General features: G+C 62.5%; 20 protein-coding genes. 10 read left to right on the plus strand and 10 right to left on the minus strand.

From position 1 onward, the window contains the following. Window positions 1-3: 3 nt before the first annotated feature. The 4 genes from AC07N4_RS17995 to hflK (AC07N4_RS18010) are packed head-to-tail and all read right to left on the minus strand — an operon-like array spanning window position 4 to window position 5,961. Window positions 4-1,911: a heavy metal translocating P-type ATPase gene (locus tag AC07N4_RS17995; protein ID WP_096817080.1), complete on the minus strand. Its 1,908-nt coding sequence runs from the start codon at window positions 1,909-1,911 to the stop codon at window positions 4-6. Beyond that, complete coding sequence (gene hflK / locus AC07N4_RS18000) at window positions 1,908-2,966, minus strand: protease modulator HflK (protein ID WP_493065581.1); 1,059 nt, start codon at window positions 2,964-2,966, stop codon at window positions 1,908-1,910. The genes AC07N4_RS17995 and hflK (AC07N4_RS18000) overlap by 4 nt, the downstream gene beginning before the upstream one ends. After that, a complete protein-coding gene (hflC, locus tag AC07N4_RS18005; protein WP_096817078.1) occupies window positions 2,963-4,006 on the minus strand; it encodes a protease modulator HflC in 1,044 nt (347 codons plus the stop codon). Before hflC ends, hflK (AC07N4_RS18000) begins: the two co-directional genes overlap by 4 nt. Further along, window positions 4,003-5,961, minus strand: a complete 1,959-nt coding sequence (gene hflK, locus AC07N4_RS18010) for a protease modulator HflK (RefSeq protein WP_493065580.1) — start codon at window positions 5,959-5,961, stop codon at window positions 4,003-4,005. The genes hflC and hflK (AC07N4_RS18010) overlap by 4 nt, the downstream gene beginning before the upstream one ends. A 193-nt stretch (window positions 5,962-6,154) precedes the next feature. On the opposite strand from hflK (AC07N4_RS18010), the gene lpdA reads away from it, so the two are divergent. After that, entirely contained in the window at window positions 6,155-7,555 is a 1,401-nt protein-coding gene (gene lpdA / locus AC07N4_RS18015) for a dihydrolipoyl dehydrogenase (protein ID WP_096817076.1), read from the plus strand. A gap of 37 nt (window positions 7,556-7,592) precedes the next feature. Here lpdA and AC07N4_RS18020 read toward each other — a convergent pair whose 3' ends face one another. Then, window positions 7,593-8,066, minus strand: a complete 474-nt coding sequence (locus AC07N4_RS18020) for an Lrp/AsnC family transcriptional regulator (RefSeq protein ID WP_007954205.1) — start codon at window positions 8,064-8,066, stop codon at window positions 7,593-7,595. A 144-nt stretch (window positions 8,067-8,210) separates the two neighbouring features. Here AC07N4_RS18020 and AC07N4_RS18025 point away from each other — a divergent pair, with 144 nt between their 5' ends. Next, on the plus strand, window positions 8,211-8,840 hold the full coding sequence (locus tag AC07N4_RS18025; protein ID WP_102622622.1) for a LysE family translocator: 630 nt from the start codon (window positions 8,211-8,213) through the stop codon (window positions 8,838-8,840). Here AC07N4_RS18025 and AC07N4_RS18030 read toward each other — a convergent pair. The 5 genes from AC07N4_RS18030 to AC07N4_RS18050 form a co-directional block, all read right to left on the minus strand. Beyond that, window positions 8,837-10,975 (minus strand): tetratricopeptide repeat protein, encoded by a 2,139-nt coding sequence (locus AC07N4_RS18030; protein WP_493065579.1) that lies wholly within the window; start codon window positions 10,973-10,975, stop codon window positions 8,837-8,839. The two genes, AC07N4_RS18025 and AC07N4_RS18030, sit on opposite strands and share 4 nt — an antisense overlap. Then, on the minus strand, window positions 10,962-12,158 hold the full coding sequence (locus AC07N4_RS18035) for a DUF3142 domain-containing protein (RefSeq protein WP_493065578.1): 1,197 nt from the start codon (window positions 12,156-12,158) through the stop codon (window positions 10,962-10,964). Before AC07N4_RS18035 ends, AC07N4_RS18030 begins: the two co-directional genes overlap by 14 nt. Before the next feature lie 80 nt (window positions 12,159-12,238). Further along, window positions 12,239-13,054, minus strand: coding sequence for a class I SAM-dependent methyltransferase (locus tag AC07N4_RS18040; protein ID WP_102622625.1), 816 nt, complete (start codon window positions 13,052-13,054; stop codon window positions 12,239-12,241). A gap of 103 nt (window positions 13,055-13,157) precedes the next feature. Then, window positions 13,158-14,462 (minus strand): glycosyltransferase, encoded by a 1,305-nt coding sequence (locus tag AC07N4_RS18045; protein WP_493065577.1) that lies wholly within the window; start codon window positions 14,460-14,462, stop codon window positions 13,158-13,160. Next, window positions 14,456-16,018 (minus strand): glycosyltransferase, encoded by a 1,563-nt coding sequence (locus AC07N4_RS18050; RefSeq protein ID WP_493065576.1) that lies wholly within the window; start codon window positions 16,016-16,018, stop codon window positions 14,456-14,458. Before AC07N4_RS18050 ends, AC07N4_RS18045 begins: the two co-directional genes overlap by 7 nt. Before the next feature lie 425 nt (window positions 16,019-16,443). Between AC07N4_RS18050 and AC07N4_RS18055 the strand changes: the two genes are divergently transcribed. From AC07N4_RS18055 to AC07N4_RS18090, 8 genes are read left to right on the plus strand one after another with little or no spacing between them, the layout of a single operon-like run. After that, complete coding sequence (locus AC07N4_RS18055) at window positions 16,444-17,358, plus strand: GDP-mannose 4,6-dehydratase (protein ID WP_493065575.1); 915 nt, start codon at window positions 16,444-16,446, stop codon at window positions 17,356-17,358. Continuing rightward, the gene (gene gmd, locus AC07N4_RS18060) at window positions 17,355-18,326 is read left to right on the plus strand and encodes a GDP-mannose 4,6-dehydratase (protein ID WP_096817063.1); all 972 of its coding nucleotides are present in this window, start codon (window positions 17,355-17,357) and stop codon (window positions 18,324-18,326) included. The genes AC07N4_RS18055 and gmd overlap by 4 nt, the downstream gene beginning before the upstream one ends. A 3-nt stretch (window positions 18,327-18,329) precedes the next feature. After that, window positions 18,330-19,772: a mannose-1-phosphate guanylyltransferase/mannose-6-phosphate isomerase gene (locus tag AC07N4_RS18065; protein WP_096817061.1), complete on the plus strand. Its 1,443-nt coding sequence runs from the start codon at window positions 18,330-18,332 to the stop codon at window positions 19,770-19,772. Beyond that, window positions 19,773-20,570, plus strand: a complete 798-nt coding sequence (locus AC07N4_RS18070; RefSeq protein WP_096817060.1) for an ABC transporter permease — start codon at window positions 19,773-19,775, stop codon at window positions 20,568-20,570. It abuts the gene before it with no gap. Continuing rightward, entirely contained in the window at window positions 20,570-21,823 is a 1,254-nt protein-coding gene (locus AC07N4_RS18075; protein WP_096817058.1) for an ABC transporter ATP-binding protein, read from the plus strand. The genes AC07N4_RS18070 and AC07N4_RS18075 overlap by 1 nt, the downstream gene beginning before the upstream one ends. Next, window positions 21,820-23,187: a glycosyltransferase family 4 protein gene (locus AC07N4_RS18080; protein WP_096817056.1), complete on the plus strand. Its 1,368-nt coding sequence runs from the start codon at window positions 21,820-21,822 to the stop codon at window positions 23,185-23,187. The genes AC07N4_RS18075 and AC07N4_RS18080 overlap by 4 nt, the downstream gene beginning before the upstream one ends. Next, window positions 23,171-24,301: a glycosyltransferase family 4 protein gene (locus AC07N4_RS18085; RefSeq protein ID WP_493065574.1), complete on the plus strand. Its 1,131-nt coding sequence runs from the start codon at window positions 23,171-23,173 to the stop codon at window positions 24,299-24,301. Before AC07N4_RS18080 ends, AC07N4_RS18085 begins: the two co-directional genes overlap by 17 nt. Beyond that, complete coding sequence (locus AC07N4_RS18090; protein ID WP_493065573.1) at window positions 24,302-25,432, plus strand: glycosyltransferase family 4 protein; 1,131 nt, start codon at window positions 24,302-24,304, stop codon at window positions 25,430-25,432. The last annotated feature ends 2 nt before the right edge of the window (window positions 25,433-25,434 follow it).

The raw sequence follows: 25,434 nt of genomic DNA on the forward strand, positions 1-25,434 counted from the left end.
TGATCAATTCTGCTCGTTCAGCTTCAACAGCGGCTCCTGGAACCGCAACAAGCGACCGGCATTGCCCAACACCAGCAGTGTGCTGAGATTGTGCAGCAACGCTGCGATCATCGCCCCGGCGGCGCCCAGCCAGCCGAACGCGGCGAACACGACGATGGCCAGCGTCCAGCCCAGACCGATGATCACGTTCACCTGCAGCGTGCGCCGACATTGGCGGCTCAGGCGCACACAGGTGCCGAGCCTGCGCAGGTCGCTGCCGATCAGCACGATGTCGGCGGACGCCAGTGCGATGTCCGCACCGCCCGCCCCCATCGCAACCCCCACCACCCCGGCCTTGAGTGCCAGCGAATCGTTGATGCCGTCGCCGACCACCATCGGCCGGAAACCGTTGTCGATTTCCTTCAACACGCGATTGAGTTTGTCTTCGGGCAAGGCCTGGGCTTCGACTTCATGCAGGCCGACATCCCGCGCCAGGGTTTGCGCCACGCTCTGACGGTCGCCGGTCAGCAACAGTTGCCGACCGAGGCCCAACTCGCGCAGTTCGCTCAAGGCGAAGCGTGCTTCCGGTTTGACGCTGTCGGCAAGCAACAGCCAGGCGAGAAACTCACCGTTCAAGGCCAGGCCGGCGATCGGGCCGTCGTGATCGGGAACCGATGTGGTCGGGATGCCCAGTTGCGCAAACAACTCCGGGCGACCGAGTGCCGCTTCACCCTGCTCCGTCTTGGCGACCACACCCAAACCTTGCCGTTCGTGAATGTCGGTCAGTACCAGCACGTTGTCCGCATGAACCAGACCCGCCAGTGCACGACTGACCGGGTGACTGCTGGCTGCGCCAAGACTGGCAGCCAGCGCCATCACCGAATCGTGATCCGCCTGCGCGCTGTTGATCGACTGCAAACGCAACGTGCCGTAGGTGAGCGTGCCGGTCTTGTCGACCACCAGGGACGTGAGGTCAGCCAACTCTTCAAGGAAGGCCGAACTGCGGATCAGAATCCCGTGCCGCGCCGCGACCGCCACACCAGCAATCGCCGTGGCCGGTGCCGACAACACCAGCGCGCAAGGACAGGCTGCGACCAGCACCGCCAACATTGCCTGAGCATCGTTGGTGACAAACCAGGTCACCGCCGCCAGCAGCAACACCAGCACCATGTAACTGCCAGCGTAACGTTCCAGCAGCCGGGTGATCGGTGGTTTGGAACGCTCGGCGTTCTGCATCAGCGCGATGACCTTGCCCAGGGTCGATTCATCGCCGGTGCGGGTCACTTCGATACGCAGCAAACCATCGAGGTTGATCGCCCCGCCAAACACGGTCATTCCGACGCCCGCCTCCACCGGCACCGACTCACCGGTGATCGACGCTGTGTCGAGGCTGGCCTGGCCGGACAACACCCGACCGTCCGCTGGCACCCGATCACCAGCGCGGACTTCAACGGTGTCACCCGCCTTGAGCGTGCCGTTATCGACTTCGATGACGGTGCCGTCCGCCTGGATTTTCCGTGCATGGCTGCGAGTAAGTTGACCCAACGCGTGAATCGCCTCCTGCGAGCCAATCACGCTGCGCTCCTCCAGCACATGGCCGAAGATCATGATGATCGGCAACAGCGCGGCGGTGAGCAGGTCACCGGTGGCCCAGGCGCCGAGCATCGCCAGTGCGATCAACTGATCGGTGATGCCGTGCAGGCTCGGGTAACGCAGGCTGAACCACGCCGAACGCATCACTGGCACTGCGACCAGCAAAGAAGCAACACCGAGCAGCAACTGACTGACGCCGGTTTGCTCCGGCATCAACCAGCGCCAGATCAATCCAAGCCCAAGCAAGCCAAGGGCGAGCATCGCCAGGGTCAATTGGCGCGCAGCGCGACGTTGCTCGGCCGAGGACAACAGGCTCGGTGCGGCGGTAGTGGCGGTCATTTACTGGCTCCCTGAATGATCAGGCGGGAATCGTCTTTCGGATCGACCGTGGTGACCGAACCGGCCTGGCCGAGAATCTTCGGTATCCGCTCGCGGTACAGGCGCAGCAGCATTTGCGGGTCGGTGCCCTGTTGTCGGGCCTGGGCCAGACTCAATACGGTCGCGGTATCGGCGGAGGCTTTTGCCAACCGCTCACCGGCCTGGGCATGGGCGACCTGCAAGGTACGGTCGGCCAGTTCGTTGGCGGTCTGGGTGATTTTTTCAGCGTCGGTGCGGGCATTGGCCACCGCTTTGTCGGCCTGCTGGCTGGCAGTCAGCACGGCATTGAAAGCACCGACCGCCGGCTCGGGTAGACTCGATTGCACATCGACCCGCGCCACTTCGATACCGATGCCCTGCCCACTCGCCTTCAATTCGGCCAAGCGACGATTGATGCCCTGAACCAGATCGCCGCGCAACCGCTCGCGTCGTTCGGCGGCTTGATTGTCGGCGCCGATCAGTTCCGGGCGCGCCACCAGAATGGTGTCCAGATCCCGCGCTGCTGTCAGGGCTACTGCGCTGCGGGTCACCAGTCGATCCAGTGCCGGCAGCACATGGTCGCCTTGCAGCACGAAGTCATAGGGATCGGTGACCTTGTAGAACACCCGCACATCCAGCTGTACAACACCGGCATCACCGGTGAGCAAATAGCCGGAACCGGCCAATGCATCGCTCAACGGTGTGGCGAATGTCGCAACGCGATCGGCCTGTATTGCAGCAGGACTGCGCAGCAGGTTTTCCACTCGACGCTCGATGACCCGGTCTGCCGCCGGCAGCAAAACAACCTGTTCGAACGGCTGCGGCCAAGCCAACAACAACCCGGCATTCTGGATGCGATCCAGTGCGCCGAAATGCATGACCACCGCGCGATTCTGCGGGTCGATCTGCCGCACGTTGGAAAACGCCCAGGCCAACGCCGCCAACACCGTCACCGCGTACAGGGCAAAAAACGCGAGACGTCCCGCCTGAATCCACGGACTGTTCAACGAATTTGTTCCACGTGGAACTTCACTCATGGCTGCGTTCCGGTCTTGCTGTCCATATTCGGCGGCCCGTCCACCAGCACACGGAATGGCGCGGCGTCGGTGCGCAGGATCAATTTGGTGTCCGGCGTGACGATAGTGCCGAGGGTATCCAGCGAACGCAGCAGGTTGTACAGCTGCGGCGATCCGGCATAAGCACGACCATAGATCTGCGCCGCTTCGACCCGTGATTGCGCCTCGATTTCGGCTGCTTTCACCGTCGCGTCAGCCTGGACGATTCGCGCATCACGTTCAGCGCCGGAACGAATCTGCGCGGCTTCACGCTTGCCGATCGCCGTGCGTTCGGTGGCGATGGTTTCACGCTCAGCGCGCATCCGGTCAACCGTCGCGGTGAGCGTCACCGACGGCAAGGTCAGTCGCTCGATACCCACTTGCACCACGCGCACACCGTAAGTGGCGAGCAACTGCTGATCGATCTGTTGACGCAACTGCGCTTCGAAATCGGCGATGTGCACCTGGTTGGCATCGGTGTTGACCAGATTGGCCAGGTCGAAACTGCTGGCGGTGGTCTCCAGTGCCGAGCCAACAAAAGTGCGAATCTGCCGCGCCGCTTCATCTGGCTGATTCTGCACTGCGCGCATGAAACGCTGAACATTGTCCGCGTCACCCTGCACCTGCCACGCGACATACGCTTGCACGATGATGCGCAAACCGTCGCGAGTGCCGACATCCTGCAAACCACTCGATGTGGTGCGCAGGCGCAGATCCACCGGGATCGCCGCTTCGAACGGCGCCGGCCAGCGCCAGCTCAGTCCCGGATCCAGCAACACTCGGGACGGATTGCCGAAACGAGTGATGACCGTGGCTTCACCGGAGCGCACCTGCACCAGACTTGCCGCTGCGATGGCAAACGCCACCAGCAACACGGCCCAGCCCATGCGTCGCCACGGGAAAGGCCCCGCTTCTTCCGGCGCGCCATGATGATGGTGGTGATGCCCGTGATGGTGATGGCCGCCATGAGCATGGTCGTGACCGCTGTGGTCATGGTGATCGTGAGTATGCGACTGGCTCAATGGGTGGCTCCTGGTTGAGCGGTGGTGCGCGCCGGCGTCGGGTCAGCCGGCAGCGTGAACGTACGCAGGTCGATGGTCGGCGCGTTGCTGCTGCCGCCCAGACGATGGTCGAGCACCAACAGTTTGGCTTTGCCCAGTCCCTGACTGAGCTGGCTGAGGTATTGCTCCAGCACGAAGGCCTGGCCGGCGCTGGCGTAGGCTTTTTGCTCGGCGCTGAACTTCAGGTCCGCCGCGCGGGCGGTCGAGCTGGTTTCGTGGGCATTGGCGCTGGCCTGATCGCGCGCGAGACTGGCCTGCAACTGCGCCTGATTACTTGCTTCGGCAGCCGCGCCACGCTCACGAGAGATCAACGCCTGGGCGCCGATCTGCGCCGCTTGCACGCTGTGATAGGCGTTGGCCGCACCGGCCGGCGGGTGAATCGCCTCGACCACCGTGGCGAGAATTTCTACGCCGCTGTCGAGCTTCTGAAGATCGTTTTGCACGGCGCGGCCGATTTCATCCGCCAGCCCTACCCTGTCTTGCCCCAGCAAACCGTCGAGGGTGCGTGACGCAAAATCGTGGACCAGAATCCGGCTCGCAGTGCTGCGGATCAGCGTCGGAACATCCGCGCTGTTATACGTCGCGGCCAACGCCGCCTGATCGCTGAGGCCGATGCGATAGACAAAACGCACGTCCATGTTGACGATCTGGAAGCTCTGTTGCTCGCCACGGCTGCTGGCGATGACCTGGGATTTATCGTTGACGTGGCTGGCATCCCAAAGACGATTAGCGGTGATCGGGGCCGGACCTTCCGCCGGATCCGGCTGAACCGGCGCCGGGTTTTCGCCGACGCTGGTCGCCAGTTCGTGCACTACGCCGTTCTCCACGTTCAACACCCGGCCCAGCGGCCACGGCAGACCGGCATGCAAACCGGGGCCGAACACCTGCACCGGTTTGCCGAAGCGCTCGTAGATGCCACGGCTTTGCAGCGGGATTTCATGAATGCCGGTAAGCAACCAGCCCACCGCGGCCACCAGCACCAGCACCGGCAGGAACGCGCGGCGCATGTAGCTGAAAGCCCAGATCTGCCGCAGATCGATACCGAAGCGGTTGTGCAATTCGTGCTGCAAGGCGAGCAATGGTTGCGGCGGCCAGCGCAGCAGATCGGCGACGAAACTGCGGGCCAGCAGCACCGGTTCAAGTTGTTCGCGGCGCGGACTGAACAGCGACAGCACGGCACGCAGCAACAACTCCAGCGCGACCAGCCCCGGCAGGATGCCGATCAACACCGCCAGCCGCACAGGCCAGACCGAGTTCTCACTGGCGAACAGCAAGCACAATGCACCCAACACCAGACTGATGATGACCACTCGAACCAGCTGCGCCAGCGCTCCCGCCTCGGGCCATTGCGCCGGGTTTTCCTGAGCCAGTTGCCGCTCCAGCACCAGCAGACCGAACGCCAGCAGCAGCGCAATCGCCGCGCTGACGGAAGCGGACAAACCCACCGCAGCCGAAGGCAATGCCAGGTTCCACACCTGCTCGATGCCGAGCAACGCCAACAGCGCCAGACCGCCCAGCCACAAGGTTGCCGCGCCGATCTGTCCCAGCACATGCAGGCTGCGTCGGCTCAATCGATCCAGCAGTCGCTCGTACCAGCCGTCCGGCCCCGGCGTTTCTGCCTCGACAGTCACCGGCACCACCGGGTTGATCACCCGCGCCCGCCAATCGGCCACCCACCACGCCGATTGCAGCCCGGCGACCAGCACCAGCAACGCCGCGCTCTGATTGACCAGCAGCGCCGGCCACAGCGATTGCGAGGCGAACAGGCCAACAAAAAACGCCAGCACCCCTCCGGCCACGGCCAACCCGCCGAGTCCGATGGCCAACCGGCGCAATCGGCGACCCTGAGCCGCCGCCTGCTGAAAGCGCGGCAAACCGGTCACTTGCGTGCCATCAACGTCCAGATCGACTTGCATAACCCCCCAAAACCCTTGGCTCACTGCACAACTCGTTACGATATAACGAAATCCGTGAAATATTTGTACTCAATTTCACATTCAAGGATGCCCAACCTGTCGCGTTCCTGAAGCCTTGACCGAAATGTCCGGAAACGCACATATTACGTACGTAATTTTTAGCGATCCGCATTCTTCAGCCAGGAGTAAGCGCATGAGCAACTATGACGTAGTGATTCTGGGCGGTGGGCCCGGCGGTTATAACGCGGCGATCCGCGCCGGCCAGTTGGGCCTCAAGGCCGCGTGCGTGGAAGGCCGCGCCACGCTGGGCGGCACCTGCCTCAACGTCGGTTGCATGCCGTCCAAGGCGCTGTTGCATGCGTCCGAACTGTACGACGCGGCGATGGGGGCGGAATTCGCCAACCTCGGCATCGAGGTCAAACCGACGCTCAACCTCGCGCAAATGATGAAGCAGAAGGACGAAAGCGTCGCCGGCCTGACCAAAGGCATCGAGTTTCTGTTCCGCAAGAACAAAGTCGACTGGATCAAGGGCTGGGGCCACATCGACGGTCCCGGAAAAGTCAGCGTGACCGGCGATCAGGGCAGCCGCATCGAACTGACCGCCACCGACATCGTCATCGCCACCGGTTCCGAGCCCACTCCCCTGCCCGGCGTGGCAATCGACAACCAGCGCATCCTCGATTCCACCGGTGCCCTGTCCTTGAGCGAAGTGCCCAAGCATCTGGTGGTGATCGGTGCCGGCGTGATCGGCCTCGAACTCGGTTCGGTCTGGCGCCGACTCGGCGCGCAGGTGACCGTGGTGGAATACCTCGACCGCATCTGCCCCGGCGTGGATGGCGAGGCCGGCAAGACCCTGCAACGCTCGCTGAGCAAACAGGGCATCAGTTTCAAATTGAGTTCCAAAGTCACCAGCGCCACGTCTTCGGCCAACGGCGTGCAACTGAGCATCGAACCGGCAGCCGGCGGCACCGCCGAGCTACTGGAAGCCGATTACGTGTTGGTCGCCATCGGTCGTCGCCCTTACACCCAAGGACTGGGCCTGGAGAACGTCGGCCTGAGCACCGACAAACGCGGCATGCTCGCCAACAAACACCATCGCACCGAAGCACCCGGCGTCTGGGTGATCGGCGATGTCACCTCAGGGCCGATGCTTGCGCACAAGGCCGAAGACGAAGCCATGGCCTGCATCGAGCAGATCGTCGGCAAGGCGGGCGAGGTCAACTACGACCTGATCCCCAACGTGATCTACACCCGACCGGAACTGGCCAGTGTCGGCAAGACCGAAGAGCAGCTCAAGGCTGAAGGCCGGGCCTTCAAGGTCGGCAAGTTCCCGTTCACCGCCAACAGCCGGGCGAAGATCAATCACGAAACCGAAGGTTTTGCCAAAGTCCTCGCCGACGCGCACACCGACGAAGTCCTCGGCGTGCACCTGGTCGGCCCGAGCGTCAGTGAAATGATCGGCGAGTACTGCGTGGCCATGGAGTTCAGCGCGTCGGCCGAAGACATTGCGCTGACCTGCCACCCTCACCCAACCCGTTCCGAGGCGTTGCGTCAGGCAGCGATGAATGTCGAGGGCATGGCAACGCAGATGTAAGCACTTCGCTGATACTTCCCGCGCAATGCGGGAAGTATCAGGACGGCAAATGCCCCAGCGGCAGCGCTCCTGGGGTCTTCACCGTGTGAATCGCGAAATTGCTGCGAATGTCGCTCACGCCCGGCAGCTTCAGCAGGCAGCCAGTGAGAAACCGGTCGTAGGCGCGCAGGTCCGGCACCACCACTTGCAGCAGGAAGTCCGATTCCCCAGAGACCAGAAACGCCGAAATCACCTCCGGCAACGCTGTCACCGCGCGATGAAACGCCTCGGCCTGTTCATCGTTGTGCCGTTCCACCTTGACCCCGACGAACACCGTCAGCCCCAGCCCCACCTCGTCACGGTCCAGGTTCGCCTGATAACCGCGAATCACCCCCGCCTCTTCGAGCATCCGCACCCGACGCAGGCACGGCGACGCGGACAAACCGATCTCGTCCGCCAGTTGCACATTGCTCAGGCGCCCGTCCCGTTGCAGCGCGGCGAGAATCTTGCGATCGAAGGCGTCGAGTTTCATGGTTGGCAGATCCTGATGGTGTAACCGCAAAAAGAAAGCAGGTTATGCCAATCTCAACAGTTATAGAAGCGAACTACGCAAGCACCTGCCCTGCCCCTCGGTCATAGACTGGTTGCACCGAATCGACAACGAAAGGGGTGCGACATGGCAAGTCTCTGGCTGTTTTTCCTGGCTTTGGCGGTGGTCTATCTGCTGCCCGGCCCGGACATGATCCTGCTGTTGCAGACCGGTGCCCGCCAGGGTCGCGGCGCAGCACTTGCCACGGCGGTGGGGCTGGCGGTTGCCCGAGGCTGTCATGTAGCGCTCGCAGCATTGGGGCTGGCGGCGCTGTTCAAGGCTGCGCCGTGGACGTTCGATGCGGTGCGGATGGCCGGGGCGGCGTACTTGCTGTGGATCGGCATTCAATGCCTGCGCACCACGCTGCTGCCTGATCTGAACGCCGGCACCGTAACGGACGGCCATGGGCAGTGGCGCGCCGCGATCCGTCGTGGCCTGCTGACCAATCTGCTCAACCCGAAAGCCTTGCTGTTCTGCTCGGTGCTGCTGCCGCAATTCATCGTGGCGAATGGCGCACCGGTGCTGACGCAGTTTGCGGTGCTCGGTGCGATGCTGGTGGCCGCTGGATTGCTGTTCGACAGCGCCTATGCCTTGCTCGGCACGGCGCTGGGCCGCTGGCTGAAACACAGCCCAACGGCCCAGCGCGTGCAGCAGTGGTTGTTCGGCAGCCTGTTGATCGGCTTCGCCGTGCGCCTGACGTTCGTCCAGCAGGCTTAGGCTTTGCGGGCCTTGCGTTGGCGGCGGGTGATGATCACCAGCGCAATGACGGTCAACCCAATGATGGCGCCGATCTGCACTGCACGCTTGTAGGGTCGCAACACCCCGCGAACAGCGTCGACAACCTGGGTGACGTAGCGTTTGTCGGCGTTGGCGAAGTCCGGATAAGGGCATTGTTGGCCGAAATAGCCGCCCCAGCCCATGTACGGACCTTCTTTCACATATCGCTGATACAGCGCGCTTTGCTCTTGCAGGCTGCTATTGAAACCGGCGGCCGAACACAACACGGCGGCGAACGCCTGGCTGGTGTGCGGCAAGTTATCCGCCGCACGGCTGGCCAGCGCTGTGGCAACAAACCGATAGTGATAGCGCTCATCCGGCTGCGCTTCACTGGCTTTCTGCCGTTGCACTTCAGCCTCGCTCACCAGCGGCCCGACTTTCAGCTCGGTGTTTTCCAGGCTGTAGTTACCGCCGAAGGTCGCGTAATCCGGGGCCATTTCGTAACCCAGGATGTCCATGCCCCACTCGCGAGCCGTCCACGCCGCATTGAACAGCGCACTGGCACGCTTGGTCGGCCACCACGCCGAATCGGCCTTCAGGCGTTGCTCGCCATAGAGCCGGGCCTTGTGCTGCAAATCGGCATTGTCGAAATAGCCGACCGCCTCTTCGTAGTGCCCTTCACGCAACAAACGCCGGCCCAGCAGATTGCGCAGGCTCGCGGCCACCGGCAGCGGAACGTAATTGTCGCGATCCTGCTGGCTCAGCGCGGGCGGTGCCGGGACGTTGGTATCGATGTAGTTTTTCAGCTCCTCGACCGTCAGCACTCGCTCGGCCACCGTCGCGGCGTCGAACCAGTAAATGCTCTGGCTGCGATACAACTGATCGAAGGCCTGCAGGTACTCGCCACGTTGCAGCGCCAGAATCGCGCTTTCACCCTCGACCCGGCATTTGGGCTGAAGGGATTCAAGATTCCAGTCGGCGGTACGCCGCTCGCCCCAGGATTCGCCCTGCGGGAAGGCCTGCGCAGCTTTCGCATAGGCCGCAGCCGCCGCGACCTTGTCGCCATCGCGCACCGCCAGTTTCGCCCGCAGCCACCACGCCAGGCCGCTGTCGCCGGCGTGTTCGAGGAACGCCTTGGCGCTGGCGTAGTCGCCCTGTTGATAATTCATGGCCGCCAGACGATCAGCGTTATCGAGGCTGCCGCGCGTGCTCTCCTGCAACGCCTTGATCAGTTTTTTCTCGTTCGGCGGCTCGTCGCCGAATGACCAGCCGATCCGGCTGATCAGCGACGCGGTCACCAGTTGCTGCACCGCTTTGCCACGCAACAACTTCTCCAGTCGATCCTCGGGTTCTTCGGCCAGATCGTTCATCAACAGCTTCAGCGAGGTGTAGCCGACGTTCGAGCCATGCAGGTTTTGCGTGGCATAGAGTTCGATGGCCTTGTCCCAACTGCCCGCCGTGCGCAGCGCTCGTGCTTCTTCGCCGAGGCTGGCCACGCCGAGTTCCAGCGGATCGCTGAAACCGTCGATGCTCAGTTGTCGCGTCTGGCGGAAGGCTTCGATGGCGTTTTCCAACGCGTCGAGCGTATCGCCTGCTTCGCTGCTCATGGCAAAGAACGCCCGGCCCAGCGAATAAGCGGCCCAGGTGCTGCGCAACGCGCGTTGATCGGCCGGCAGCGCCAACAACTGGCGGAAGTACTCGACGGCCAGTTGATGATCACCGGCGCCGAACGCTACCGCGCCCGCCACATACAGACGCAGTTCCGCCGGCAGGTTCGCGCCCTGCACTTCGACCTGACGTGCATCGGTCAGGCTGCGCAGTTGCTTGACCAGCGCCTGCTGCTCCACGCTCAGGCCCTGCTGCTCGGCCTTCTCACGCAGTTCAGCGGGCTCCTTGGGTTCGCCATAGATGTCATCCGGGTTGTAGGTGACCGCCGTGACGTTCTTCAGCCCGGCAATGGTCTTGCCGAGGCGATTGATCTCGAACTTGAAGTTGCCCTCCGGCAGTTCCGCCAGCGATTGCCCGCGATCATCGAGCAGACGCATCGGGAAATCCGGGCCGCAGGCCAGCGCCGATCCCAGCGGCAGGCTGAGGCTCAGGCAAAGCAGATGGCGGGGCCAGTTACGGGTCAACATGCGAACCTCCTTGATCAATATTTGCGCAACGTGCCCAACCGATCGCACGCTGTCCGCCCGCCGGCAATCGGCCGTCGCGCAAGCGGGTGAAGGTAAGCAGATCCGCAGTCTGTTGCAATGCATAACCGGCGAGCGCATCGGCGCCTTCACAGCCGCTGGCTTTTACCCGAACGCGCGCAGGCCAGGGGCTATCAAGGTTGCCGGCGTTGCCGAGCGTGATGTCGTAGAGGCCGTCCTGCGCCTTGAAGCTCAAGTCGAGTTTGCTGGACAGCGCATCGCCTCGGGCCACCGCACGCAACGTGGTCAGACTCCACGCCCGGCGGTCATTGGCCAGCGGCAGGCGGAACCAGATCAGCCCGGCCAGGTGCGCCGGTCGATCCTCGCGCAGTGCTTTGGCGAGTCGGCTTAGTTGCTGTGGATCGGCCAGCAATTCGCGGCGCTCGCCACCTCGCTCCAGCGTCACTTCGCTTTCCACCACCGGCGCGCCACCGCTGTCCGGCAACAACGCTACACCGTAAGCCGGCAGGGCCAGGTAGAACGGTTTGTCGCTGATCCGCCCCCAGCGCTTCGCCCAGTCGCGCGCCTGCTCAGGGTCGAACAGACCGCGTCGCGGATCGCTGACCGCATGCACCTGCAGCACGCTGCTGTCGACTGTTGCCAGCAGCGTCGGCAGTTGCGGGCTGTCGAGCCAGGCCGGTAATGCGGTGATGCTCAAGGGCAGTGATGACGGCAACGCTGCGCGCAGATGAAGGAGGAAGTCAGCGTACGCGGGCAGCCGCGCATTGCCGGCATCGTGATCGATCTCGACCCCGGCCAGCGTGAGTCCCTGGGTTTGCCAGTCATCGATCACCTGAAGGATCTGCGCCGTGACCTGATCCTGATCCAGTGCCTTGAGCTGGCCATCGAGGCGAATCACCGCGATCAGCGGCCGGCCATCGCTCTTCAGCAATTGCGGATCGATCCGCGCCCGGCTCCAGCCTGCTTGTGGGAAAGCCTGCAACGCCAATACCCGCAAGGTCGAGAAATCAGTGCGGCTGCCCTTGAGCGCCGCCTCATGGCCCGACGTCCACTGGCGTTGCCAGACGTAGAGTTGTTGATCGAGAGGCGCTGCTTCCTGACGCTCGCAGGCAGACAGCAGCAGGGCTGTGGCAAGCAATGCCGACAGCCCGAAAAGAAACCGCATGACGTGCAAATCCCTGGCAACACAAGGCTGCAAGGTTACACAAAACCGACGGGAGCGCGGCCGCTCCCGGAAAAAACGCGCTACGGTTTACGGGCGATGATGACCTGACTTTTCGCCATGACGCTGTCCAGCGCATGTTTGATCTGCGTGCCACGCGGCGAATTGAGCACGGCCTCCCAGGTCTTGGTCCATTGATTGAGCAACGGATGATCGGGGCTGCCCAGGTCCACGTTGGCTTCCCAGAACAGCAACATCCACAGTGACCGATAGAAACCGTACTGGCTGTGGCTGACGATCTCCAGGCCCGCTTCGCTGACCATGGCCTTGAACTGCTCCTCGCTGATGATGCGAATGTGGTTGGGCTTTTCGAAGTACTCCGGTATGGCGATGCCTTTTTGCACATCTTCGGAACTGGGGTGCGGCACGCTCAGCAGATACAGGGCGCCCGGCTGGCCAATCCGCACCAGTTCGGCGAGGAACTGTGCCGGATCGTCGACATGTTCAAGCACCTCAGTGGAAACCACGCGGGTCGCGGTGTTGTCGGCGATCGGCAGCGGATTGCCGTCGGTGACGTGGTATTCGACGCTGCGGGCCGAGGTTTCGCTGAGCCGCTGGCGGGCGGCTTCGATCTTGGCTGCATCGATGTCGGCGACGATGATCCGCGCCCCGCGCATCCCGCAGAACTGCATGTTGCCGCCGTCGCCGCAACCGACGTCGACCAGTGTGTCCTCGGGGCCTACCGTGAAGCCTTTGTACAGCTCGCCGGTGTCATGGTTGAACCAGCCGCTGAGCATGGCATCGCGCAAGCCGAGCTGGAACGTGTCGACGTCCTCGACCACCGGCGCGGCAGGCTGTGCAGGCGTCGATGCCGTGAGTTTCTTCAAAAGTCTCAGCATGGGTTGGCTCCAGAAAAAGGGTCGACGTTGGGCGAAAGGGTTTGCAGCGGTTGGCGGGCGATGATCACCGGACGAGGTCGCAGGCTTCGAGTCAGCACGCGGATCATGAGCCGGAGACCTCAACGGTTGTCATCGCACGATGCTCGAACAGCTGCGCCAGAAAGTCCTGCAGGCGCTGCTCGGCCACAGCCTGGCTGCAGAATCCTTGCAGGCTCAGCACGGCTTGAGACGACATTTGTGCATAACGTTGTGGCTGGTTTTTCGCCACGTCGTAACTGTCGCGGTAAGCGACGCAGACCGACGCCCAGTTGGTCACGTAACGCAGCGTGCGGAACGCCTTGCGCGGATCGTGGGGCCACGCGGTGAGTTCATCGGTGGACTCGACCAGGAACGCATTGTCCTCGCTCAGGTAATCGATCATCGCCGTGGTGCGTGGCGCCACCGCTGGTTTGCCGCAGGACATGAACTCCATCAGCGGCAGGCACTGGCCCTCGCCGTAGGACGTGTTCACCACGTAACGGGTCGCCTGCACCAGTCGCTCGTAGTCCGCGTCCGCGAGGTAGCCGTAGATCAGCACGATGCGGCAGCGGTAGGAGCGGTTTTTGTACAGGTGATGAAGGATGTCGCTGAGGGCCTCTTCGGCATCGTGGTGGGTGAGTTTGAGCACCAGCGTTGCGTCCTCGACCTCACGGAATGTCACGCAGAACGCACTGAGCATGTCTTCCCAGTTCTTGCGTCCGTCGCCGGGGTTGAACACCGAGGTGTACACCACGCCATCCAGCAACAACTCTTGCTCGCGAACCGGCGCCTCGAAATCGATGCCCTTGCCACGACGCAGATGCTTCGGGCCGAAGGCGTCGAGATTGAGTTGGCGACTGTCGGCCACCAATCCCTTGATCTTCAGGCGCACCGGCCCCGTCGAGGGCTGGCCTTGCAGTTGGGCGCCCCGGGCGGCAAAGCGGTCCCACACCGGCGCCGGCACCGCGACAATCGGGTAATCGCCGCCCATGGCCTCGCGCACCGCGTCGACCGTGTAACTGGAATGGGTGATCGCCGCCCCGCAGGCGCGCAACACCGTGCGCCAGTCATTGCGTGGCTCGCCGTCGAAAGGCTCATTGGGGATAGTGCTGAACTCCCAGGCGAACACCGGCAACGTCGGGCAAGCCAGATGAATCGGCGTGCGATGGGGCGGCGAGAACGACAGGAACACGCACGGCTCGCCACGGGCCAGGCATTCCAGGTACAGCGCATCGACTTCGCGGGCCGGGTCCGTCACTTCCACCACCCGCCCGAGACGCTCGAGCACCGGCCGGTATTCCTTGAGCACGAAGTAATAGCTGTACTCGGAACGGCCAAGATTCTGCGCGATGGTGTGCTGGTTGGTTTCCGAATGAATGATGATCAGCATGAGGCGTTGTCCGTCACGGGGGCGGCATCGGCGGCCGCTGGCTCAAGGCCGAAGAAGTCCGCCAGGCGCTGCTGCACCGGGGCGAAGGCGCAGTAGTCGTGCATGCGCTCGACGGCGGCGACCGACATTCGGCGATAGTCCTGCGGTTGCGCCTTGGCCATCCGGTAACTGTTTTCGTAGGCACTTTTGAGCGAGCCCCAGTCCGGTCGGTGACGCAGGGTGCGGTAGATGATGCGGGTGTCCTGCGGCCAGATCGTCAGCTCTTCGCTGGACTTGACGACAAAGGCCACCGAATCGTCGATGTAGTCTTCCATCGCCGTGTGATCCGGAGCGATCACCGGTTTACCGCTGGACATGAACTCCATCAGCGGCAGGCACAGGCCTTCGCAGCGCGAAGCATTGACGTAAAAACTGGCAGCCTGGTAAAGCCGCGCATACTGCGGATCGTCCAGATAGCCGTGCAGCACCAGCACCCGGCAGGCGAACGGCGTCAGTTGCGCGAGCAAGGTCATCAGTTCGCTGTAATAGGACGCCAGATCGTTCTGGGTGATCTTCAGCACCAGCGTTGCGTCAGACGTTTCGCGAAAGGCCCAGCAGAACGCCGTGATCAAGTGATGCCAGTTCTTGCGGCCATCCTTGGGGTTGAACACGGTCACGTAGATCACGCCATCGACCGTGGTTTCGACCACCCCCGAGGTCTCCGGCAGGTCCAGCGGTGGTGGTTCGTCCACCGCCACTTCATGGGGGCCGGCAATGTTCGGCAGGCGTCGTTCGAGCCAGGCATGGGCCTTGTCCGAGAACAGATCGCGAAAGCCTTCCCAGTAGCCGTGATGCAGGTATTTCACACGGGCCATGGGCTCGAGTTGATCACTCGGGTTCAACGCCCACTGACGCAGGTAATGACGGGCAATGACCAGTCGACGCTTGAGTGTCAGCGGTGGCGGGCGGCGCGCCTCGATGTCCGCCAGTTGCTCGGCGGTCAGCGGTTTGGGCAGCAGGTCATCGGCAGAGAGTCCCAGCGTGCGGCTGTCGAAAATGCAGCCCTTGATCGCCAGGGTCGCCCCGGGATTGATCGGCGCGCTGACAGGTTGCTCACGGATGGCCGCGAAGTTTTCCCACAGCGGAGTCGGCAATACCAGGACCGGAAAGTCTTCGCCCATCGCACGGCGAATCGCCCGGGCAGTGTGGCTCGACAGCGTGATGACCCGTCCCTGTCGGGCAAGCATCTGCGTCCAGTCCTGACGTTGATCGCCATCCCACGACTCATCGGGGATGGAATCGAACTCCCATGCAATCACGCAGATCGTCGGGCATTCCAGATCGGTCGGGGTATTTTGCGGCGGGGTGAAGGACAGAAACACACTGCTTTCGCCGGAGGCGAGCAGTTGTCGATACAGTGGATCGACTTCGTCGCGGGCGGACACCACATGCACCCGCCCCAGACTTTCGAGCACCGGGCGATAGGCCTTGAGCACGAAGTAATAGCTGTATTCGGGACGCCCGAGACTCTGGCTGATGGAGCGGTCGTTGACGTCCGAGTAGAGAATGAAATTCATGGCATCCCACGGTGCGACCGCCATCCCGGCAGCCTCACGCTATGACGGCCAGGCATCGGATCGGGTCGGCATGGCCGACAGTCGTCCTGTGTCCGAAGCACGTCGTCGTTCTTGTTTTAGTGGTCAGTTTCACCGTATTGCGCAACCACTTGGGCAACGCTCGGGAAACCGCGACGAGGGGCATTCTAAACACATCCGTTCAGGATTCGTGAACCGCCCGGCGAGAAAAACCGGGCTACGCTGACGAGAACTGACCGGTCACGGTTTGGTCGGTTGAAATTGCCGAGCAATTGGCACAGATTGGCAACCAAACAACTACAACAACGACTTCACCCGTCTTGCGACCGGAATTTTCTCCCGGTCTGACAGACATCCCCTCAAAGCCTGTGGGAAGAGGTGAAAGTTAAAGACCAAGGGGTCGCTGTTTGAAAAAACGTCTGTTCATCACGGGCCTCAGTGGGTTCGTGGGACAACATATCCAGTCGCGCCTGATGCTCGATGACTCGGTGTGGGAACTGCTGCCTGCCGCTTCACCCTTCGACCTGACGGACCCGCAAAGCCTCATCGACCTCTGGCCGCAATTGCCTGACGCCGTGATTCACCTGGCCGGTCAGACATTCGTCCCCGAAGCGTTCCGCGATCCGGCCCGCACCTTCGACATCAATCTGCTCGGCACCCTGAACCTGTTGCAGGCGCTCAAGGCCAGAGGCTTCAAGGGCCCGTTTCTGTATGTCAGTTCCGGCGACGTGTACGGTCAGGTCGACGAATCCGCACTGCCGATCACCGAGCAACAGCCGCCCTGCCCGCGCAATCCCTACGCAGTGAGCAAACTGTCCGCCGAATTCCTCAGCCTGCAATGGGGCCTGAGCGAAGGCTGGCCAGTGCTGGTGGCGCGTCCGTTCAACCACATCGGCACCGGGCAGAAAGACAGCTTCGTCATCGCCAGCGCCGCGCGGCAGATCAACCGCATCAAGCAGGGGCTGCAAGCGCCGCAACTGGAAGTTGGCGACATCGATGTCACCCGGGACTTCCTCGACGTCGACGACGTGGTTTCGGCCTATTTCGCGCTGCTGGAAAAAGGCACGCCGGGACAGGTCTACAACATTTGTTCGGGCCATGAGCAAAGCATCCGCAGCCTCATCGAGCAGATGGGCGACCTGGCCGAGGTCGAGCTGCAACTGGTTCAGGACCCCGCGCGCATGCGCCGCGCGGATCAGCGTCGTGTCTGCGGCAGCCATCAACGGCTCGCTCGGACCACAGGATGGACGCCGCAAATCTCTATACAACAATCCCTGCGGGCGATCCTGTCCGACTGGGAGAAGCGAGTACGACAAGAATGACAAAAAGTGCATTGATCACAGGGATCACCGGCCAGGACGGCGCGTATCTGGCCAGACTGCTGCTCGACAAGGGTTACAAGGTTCACGGCCTGGTGGCGCGGCGCAGCAGCGACTCGCGCTGGCGCCTGCGGGAAATGGGCGTTGAAGCCGACATCGTGTACCTGGACGGCGACATGGCCGACGCCTGCTCGGTGCAGCGCGCGGTCATCAAGTCGGCGCCGGACGAGGTCTATAACCTCGCCGCACAAAGCTTCGTCGCTGCGTCCTGGGATCAACCGGTGACCACCGGCATCGTCGATGGCCTGGGCGTGACTCACCTGCTTGAAGCCATCCGCCAGTTCAGCCCGCACACGCGCTTCTACCAGGCGTCCACCAGCGAAATGTTCGGTCTGATCCAGGCCGAGCAACAGGACGAGAACACCCCGTTCTACCCGCGCAGCCCGTACGGCGTGGCCAAACTCTATGGCCACTGGATCACCGTCAACTACCGTGAAAGTTTCAACCTGCACGCCAGCAGCGGCATCCTGTTCAACCATGAATCGCCACTGCGCGGCATCGAATTCGTGACCCGCAAGGTCACCGACGCGGCCGCCCGGATCAAGCAGGGCAAACAGCAGGAACTGGCCCTGGGCAACATCGACGCCAAGCGTGACTGGGGGTTTGCCGGCGATTACGTCGAGGCCATGTGGCTGATGCTGCAACAGGACAAGCCTGACGACTTCGTGGTCGCCACCGGGGTGACCACCACCGTGCGCGAGATGTGCCACATTGCCTTCGATCACGTGGGTCTCAACTACCGCGACTACGTGAAGATCGACCCGGCGTTCTTCCGCCCGGCCGAAGTCGAAGTGCTGCTCGGCAATCCGGCCAAGGCCCAGCGCGTGCTGGGCTGGAAACCGAAAACCGACCTCGACACCCTGATCCGCATGATGATGGATGCGGACATGAAACGCGTCGCCAAGGAGTAGGCCATGCTGATCCCCGTGATTCTGTCCGGCGGTGCCGGTACCCGTTTGTGGCCGGTGTCCCGCGAGGGCCACCCGAAACCGTTCATGACCCTGCCCGACGGCCAGTCGCTGCTGGGCAAGACCTATCGGCGTGCCGCCGGTCTGCTGGACGGCTGGGGCGACATCGTCACGGTGACCAACCGCGAGTACTACTTCCAGAGCAAGGATCACTATCAGGCCGCGCGCCTGTCCCGGCATCGCGGGCACTTTTTGCTTGAGCCCACCGGGCGCAACACCGCCCCGGCCATCGCGGCTGCGGCGCTGGCACTGCAAGCCCTGCACGGCGACGAGGCGATCATGGTGGTGATGCCCGCCGACCACTTGATCGTCAACGAAGACGCGCTCAAGAGTGCGGTCGAACACGCGGTCAATCTGGCGAAGGACGGTTATCTGGTGACCTTCGGCGTGGTGCCGACCGCCCCGGAAACCGGCTTCGGCTACATCGAGACCGGTGCGCCGCTGGATGCCAGGGGCGCGGCCAAAGTGCAGCGTTTCGTGGAGAAACCCGACCTGCAAACCGCCACCCACTACCTGGAAAGCGGCAATTTCCTGTGGAACTCGGGGATGTTCTGTTTCTCCATTGCAACGCTGATCGCCGAACTGCAACTGCACGCTCCGGAACTGCTCGAACAGACCCGCACCTGCATGGCGGCAAGCGAGCCGCTGGAGACCACCGGTTACCTGCAACAGGAACTGTCACCGGCGCTGTTCGCCGAGATCACTGACATCTCCATCGACTACGCGTTGATGGAGCGCTCGGAAAAAGTCGTGGTCGTACCCGCCAGTTTCGACTGGAGCGATATCGGTTCCTGGGGCGCCGTCGCGGCGCTGGTGCCGGCCGACGCCGACAACAACCGCGCCAGCGGCGAAGCGATCTTCATCGACAGCCGCAACAATTTCGTTCAAAGCGAAGGCCGGTTGGTGGCCGCCGTGGGTGTGGAAGACCTGATCGTCATCGACACCGCCGACGCCGTGCTGGTGGCCCACGCCGACCGTGCGCAGGATGTACGGCGGGTGGCCAAACAGCTCAAGGACAAGTCCCACGAAGCCTATCGCCTGCATCGCACGGTCAGCCGTCCGTGGGGCACCTACACCGTGCTCGAGGAGGGCCCGCGCTTCAAGATCAAGCGCATCGTGGTCAAGCCTGGCGGCAAGTTGTCGTTGCAGATGCACCATCACCGCAACGAACACTGGGTGGTGGTCGAAGGCATGGCCAAGGTCACCAACAACGGCAGTGGCACGACGCTGGTGGCCAAGAACGAATCGACGTTCATCGCCGCCGGGCACAAGCATCGTCTGGAAAACCCGGGCGTGATCGACCTGGTGATCATCGAAGTGCAAAGTGGCGAATACCTGGGAGAGGACGACATCGTCCGCTTCGAAGACCAATACGGCAGGACGGTTTAAATGCTGTTTTCCCTGTACCGCTCGCTGCATGACTATCGAGGGTTCATTCTCGGCAGCGTGCAGCGAGAGTTTCAATCGCGGTATCGCAATTCACTGCTGGGGGCCTTGTGGCCCGTGTTCAATCCGCTGTCGATGATCATCGTTTACACCGTGATCTTTTCCCACATCATGCGCGCTCGCTTGCCGGGCGTGGATGACAGCATGGCCTACAGCATTTACCTCTGCGCCGGTCTGCTGGCATGGGGGCTGTTTTCCGAAATCACCCTGCGAAGCCAGAATATGTTTCTGGACAACGCCAACCTGCTGAAGAAAATCAGCTTCCCCAGAATCTGCCTGCCGGTGATTGTGCTCTGCAACGCGGCGATCAACTTTGCCATCATCATCGGCCTGTTCCTCGGGTTTCTGCTGATCACCGGGCGCTGGCCGGGCATGGCACTGCTGGCGCTGATCCCCCTGATTGCGCTGCAGATGATGTTCTGCGCAGGGCTGGGCATGGTTCTCGGCGTATTGAACGTGTTCTTTCGCGATGTCGGCCAGCTCTTCGCCATCTGCCTGCAGTTCTGGTTCTGGCTGACGCCGATCGTGTACCCGATGAGCATCCTCCCGGAGTGGGTCCAGCGCCTGCTGCAACTCAACCCGTTGACCAACCTGATCGGCAGCTATCAGAACCTGTTCCTGTACGGGCAGTGGCCCGTCTGGAACTCCCTGCTGCCGGTGTTCATTGCCGCGCTGGTGATGTGCCTGATCGGCCTGCGCCTGTTTCGCAGGCGCGTCGGTGAAATGGTGGATGAACTCTGATGGGGCATATCCGCGTAACCGGCCTGGGCAAGGCTTACAAACAGTATCCGACACGCTGGAGTCGCCTGGCGGAATGGCTGATCCCGTTTTCCCCCCTGCGCCACAGCCAGCATTGGGTGTTGCAGGATGTCGCTTTCGAAATCGCCCCCGGTGAGGCGGTGGGCATCGTCGGCGCCAACGGTGCGGGTAAAAGCACGTTGCTGAAGATGATCACCGGCACCACCCAACCCACCTGCGGCAAGATCGAGACTGAAGGTCGCGTCGCCGCATTGCTGGAGTTGGGCATGGGGTTTCACCCGGACTTTACCGGCCGCCAGAATGCGATCATGGCCGGGCAGCTGCTGGGCATGCAGGTCGACGAAATCGAAGCGTTGATGCCCGACATCGAACATTTCGCAGAAATCGGCGAGGCCATCGACCATCCCGTCCGCACCTATTCCAGCGGCATGCAGATGCGCCTGGCCTTCAGCGTCGCCACCGCACGGCGACCGGATATCCTGATCGTCGACGAAGCCCTGTCGGTGGGTGACTCCTACTTCCAGCACAAGAGCTTCGACCGCATTCGCAGCTTCCGCAAGGCGGGCACCACATTGCTGATCGTGTCCCACGACCGCTTTGCGATCCAGTCGATCTGCGACTCGGCCATCCTGCTCAAGGACGGCCACATGGCCATGTACGACAAACCGGAAGTGGTACTCGATTATTACAACGCCGTGATGGCCGAACGCGAAGGCCAGGTCGTGCGTCAGGAAAAACTCACCGGCGGCGAAGTGCGGACCGTGTCCGGCACCGGTGAGGCCGTCATTCTCGGGGTGCGCCTGCTGGATGAACAGGAGCGTTCCATCGATGCTGTCGAGGTCGGTCAGCCGGTGGTGCTGGAAGTGCAGGTCGAAGTACGCAGCGACATTGAACGACTGGTGCTCGGCTTCCTGATCAAGGATCGCCTGGGCATGATGATGTATGGCATCAATACCCATCGCCTCGACAAGGCACTGACGGACCTGCACGCCGGAGAGCGCTTCACCTATCGCTTTGCCTTCGTGATGGGACTGGGTAAGGGCAATTACTCGGTATCGCTGAGTCTTTCGCGCCTGGACTCCCATCTGGATCGAAACTTCGAGTGGCGCGACTATGGCTTGGTGTTTCATGTGATCAACGGCCGCCAGGAGGATTTTGTCGGTGGCTCGTGGCTCAACGCCAAGGCCTCGATAACCCGCAATGCCGGTGCTGCTCTGACAGAGCGCGCGCCATGACCCGGCTGCTGGTCGAATGCACCCACGTGTTCCGGCACCCGAAAATCAATTCTGGGATTCAGCGGGTGGTGCGCAACGTCATCAAGCAATTGCCGCCGAGCGCCGAAGGTGTCGAGTGCGTGCCGGTTGTCTTGCTCAAGGGCAAGCTGTACCGCGTGACACGTCTGGCGCCACTGGATTCGCCGCTGCTCAACGCCGTCGTCACGTTTGGCGAGCGCCTGGAGCGGCTGGCCCATCGTTTCTGGCAACTGCATCAGCGCCTCGACAGTCGTTGCCGGACCCAACTGACACGACGTGCGCTATACGTCAGCTATCGCCTGGCGTCGTTCGGCCTGTTCGGCATTCCGTTGCGGCTGGTCGAGCAGGTCAACCGCTTTCAGTTGCCCCAGCGCTGCGAGCCTTTGCAACACCGGCCGGGCGATCACCTGGTGTTGCTGGATTCGTCCTGGCACTCGGACTTTTTCCTGCATGCCGAACGGCTCAAACGCGAAGGCGTGGGCATCGTTGCGGTGATCTACGATCTGATTCCCCTGACCCACCCGCAGTTTTACGACACGCGGCTGGTGCAGGTTTTCAGCGAATGGTTCGACTGGATTACCCGCACCGCCGATGGCTACCTGGCGATTTCCGCCACGGTGCGCGATCAGGTTCATGAGGAAGTGCAGCGCCGCCTCGGTTCGGCACAGGTCGAAAAACGCTGGTTCGACTATTTCCACCTCGGGTCGGAGCTGGATCTGCAGAGCGTCGAGGCCGCCGTCGAGCCGCGCCTGGAACGTCTGTTCGCCACACCGGAGCCGATGTTCCTGATGGTCAGCACCATCGAGCCGCGCAAGAACCACGACTATCTGCTGGATGCTTTCGAACGTGCCTGGGCGGCCGGTTCGAATGCTCGGCTGTGCATCGCCGGACGCATCGGCTGGAAGTGCGACGCCCTGCTCGCCCGGGTGCGCAACCACGGCGAACTGAACCGGCGCCTGTTCATGTTCAACGACCTGAGCGACACCAGCCTGGAACACGCGTATGCCCATTCCAGCGCATTGGTGTTCCCGTCGTTCGTCGAAGGCTTCGGCCTGCCGCTGGTGGAAGCCATGCAGCGCGGATTGCCGGCGATGGGCAGCGATATCGCGGTGTTCCGTGAGATCGGCGGCGAGTTCATGGCCTATTTCGATTTGCAGGACCCGCAATGCCTCGCCGACCTGGTGATCGCCTTCGAGCGCAGCGGCCAATTCCCCGCTGCCCGCAATGTGGCCGACTGGCAATGGATCGGCTGGCGCGAAGCCAGTCAGCAACTGGCCGAACGCACCGCACGCCACGTGCTGCATGCGCCCGCGGCGCAAGCGAGGTCCCATGCGCATAGCCCTTAACGCGCGGATTCTCCAGGCACCGCGCACCGGAATCGGCCACTACGTCGCCGAACTGGTGAACGCCCTGCACACCGAGACCGATATCGACGTGGCGCTGTTCCACGGCTGGGGCTGGAGTTCGCAGTTGCCGGAAGCGGCAATGCCCGGTTACTCGCGCCTGACCCCAATGCTGCGCAAGATCCCCGGCGCCTATCAGGCCCGCCGCTGGCTGGAGCAGAAACGCTTCGATCAGGGCCGCACGCCCGACATCGACCTTTACCACGAACCGAGCCTGTGGCCGCTGGCCTTCGACGGCCCGACCGTGATCACCCTGCACGACCTGACGCACCTGCATTTCCCGGACACCCAGCCGCAGGCACGACTAAAGGAAATCGAGCGGCGGCTGGCCGACGGCATCCGGCAGGCGCGGGTGATTCTGACCGACTCGCAAGCCATCGCCGACGAAGCCCAAGACTATTTCGGACTGCCCGCCGAACGCTTCGTGGTGGCGCCCCTGGGTGTCGCCGAGCGCTTTCATCCGCGCGAGCCGCAAGCCATCGACGCGGTGCTCAAGGCGCATGCCGTGGAGGCGCGGGAGTATTTCCTGTGTGTCGGCACCCTGGAGCCGCGCAAGAACCTGGGCCTGGCCCTGCGTGCCCACGCGCTATTGCCCGAAACCGTGCGCCAACGCTTCCCGCTGTTGATCGTCGGCATGGCCGGCTGGCAGCGTGAGCAGTTCAGTGACGAATTGCGTCAGGCCTTGGCCAGCGGTCATGTGTGCCTGCTCGGCTACTTGCCGGATGAGCAGGTGGCGCAATTGCTGGCGGGTGCCCGGGCGCTGGTTTTTCCTTCGTTGTACGAAGGTTTTGGCCTGCCGGTGCTGGAAGCGATGGCCAGTGGCACGCCCGTGGTGGTCACCCGCTCTTCGGCGATGCCGGAAGTCGCGGGTGCCGCCGGCAACTATATTGAAGCTGACGATGCAGAAGGCTTGCGCGATGCGCTGAGCCACCTGATCGACGATCAAGTGCATTGGCAGGCATGCCGAGAAGCCGGATTGCAGCAGGCACGGCTTTTTTCCTGGAAGCGTTGCGCGCAGGCCACGGCCGGCGCCTACCGCCAGGCTTTGGGAGGTTGAATGCGAGTTCTTCATTTTTTCAAGACGTACCTGCCTGACTCGGTCGGCGGCATCGAGCAAGTGATCTTCCAGCTCTGCGAAAGCGGCGCCCAGCATGGTATCGAAGGCCAGGTGCTGACCCTCAGCGCCAATCCCGAACCGGCGGTGCTGCAACTGGGCCAACACGAAGTGCATCGGGCCAGGCTCGATATCCAGTTCGCTTCCACCGGGTTTTCCTGGAGCGTGTTCAAACAGTTTCGCGAACTGGCCGCCGAAGCCGACGTGATCAACTATCACTTCCCGTGGCCGTTCATGGACCTGGTGCATTTCGCCAGCGGTGTGAACAAACCGAGTGTGGTGACCTACCACTCGGACATCATTCGCCAGAAGAACCTGCTCAAACTCTACCGGCCGCTGATGAACCGTTTCCTCGCCAGCGCCGACCGGATTGTCGCGGCCTCGCCGAACTACCTGCACACCAGCGATGTGTTGCAGCAGTTCCAGGACAAGACCCGCGTCATCCCCTACGGCTTGAACAAGGCCGGTTATCCACAACCCGACGTCGAGCGCATGAACCGCTGGCGCCTGCAGCTTGGGGATAAGTTTTTCCTGTTCGTCGGGGTGATGCGCTACTACAAGGGCCTGCACATCCTGCTCGAAGCCTTGAAAGACGTGGACTACCCGGTGGTGATCGTCGGTGCCGGCCCGCTGGAGCAGGAACTGCACGCCCAGGCCGCTGCGCTGGGGCTGCGCAATATCCACTTCCTCGGACGCCTGAGCGATGAAGACAAGGTCGCCCTGCTGCAATTGAGCTACGCCATTGTCTTCCCGTCGCATCTGCGCTCGGAAGCGTTCGGCATTTCGCTGCTGGAAGGCGCGATGTACGGCAAGCCGATGATCTCCAGCGAGATCGGCACCGGCACCAGTTACATCAATATCCACAACGAAACCGGGCTGGTCGTGCCGCCAAGTCATCCACAGGCGTTTCGCGAAGCGATGCGCACCCTGTGGGAAAACCCGACCCGAGCCGCTGAAATGGGCGTCAAGGCTGAAGCCCGTTACCGACAGTTATTCACAGCCGACGAAATGGGTCGCAAGTGGACAGCGCTGTATCAGGAATTGCTGGAGGAAAAGGCGCTGTCCTACGCCTGATC

This window comes from Pseudomonas sp. GW821-FHT09E04 (genome assembly GCF_059416185.1).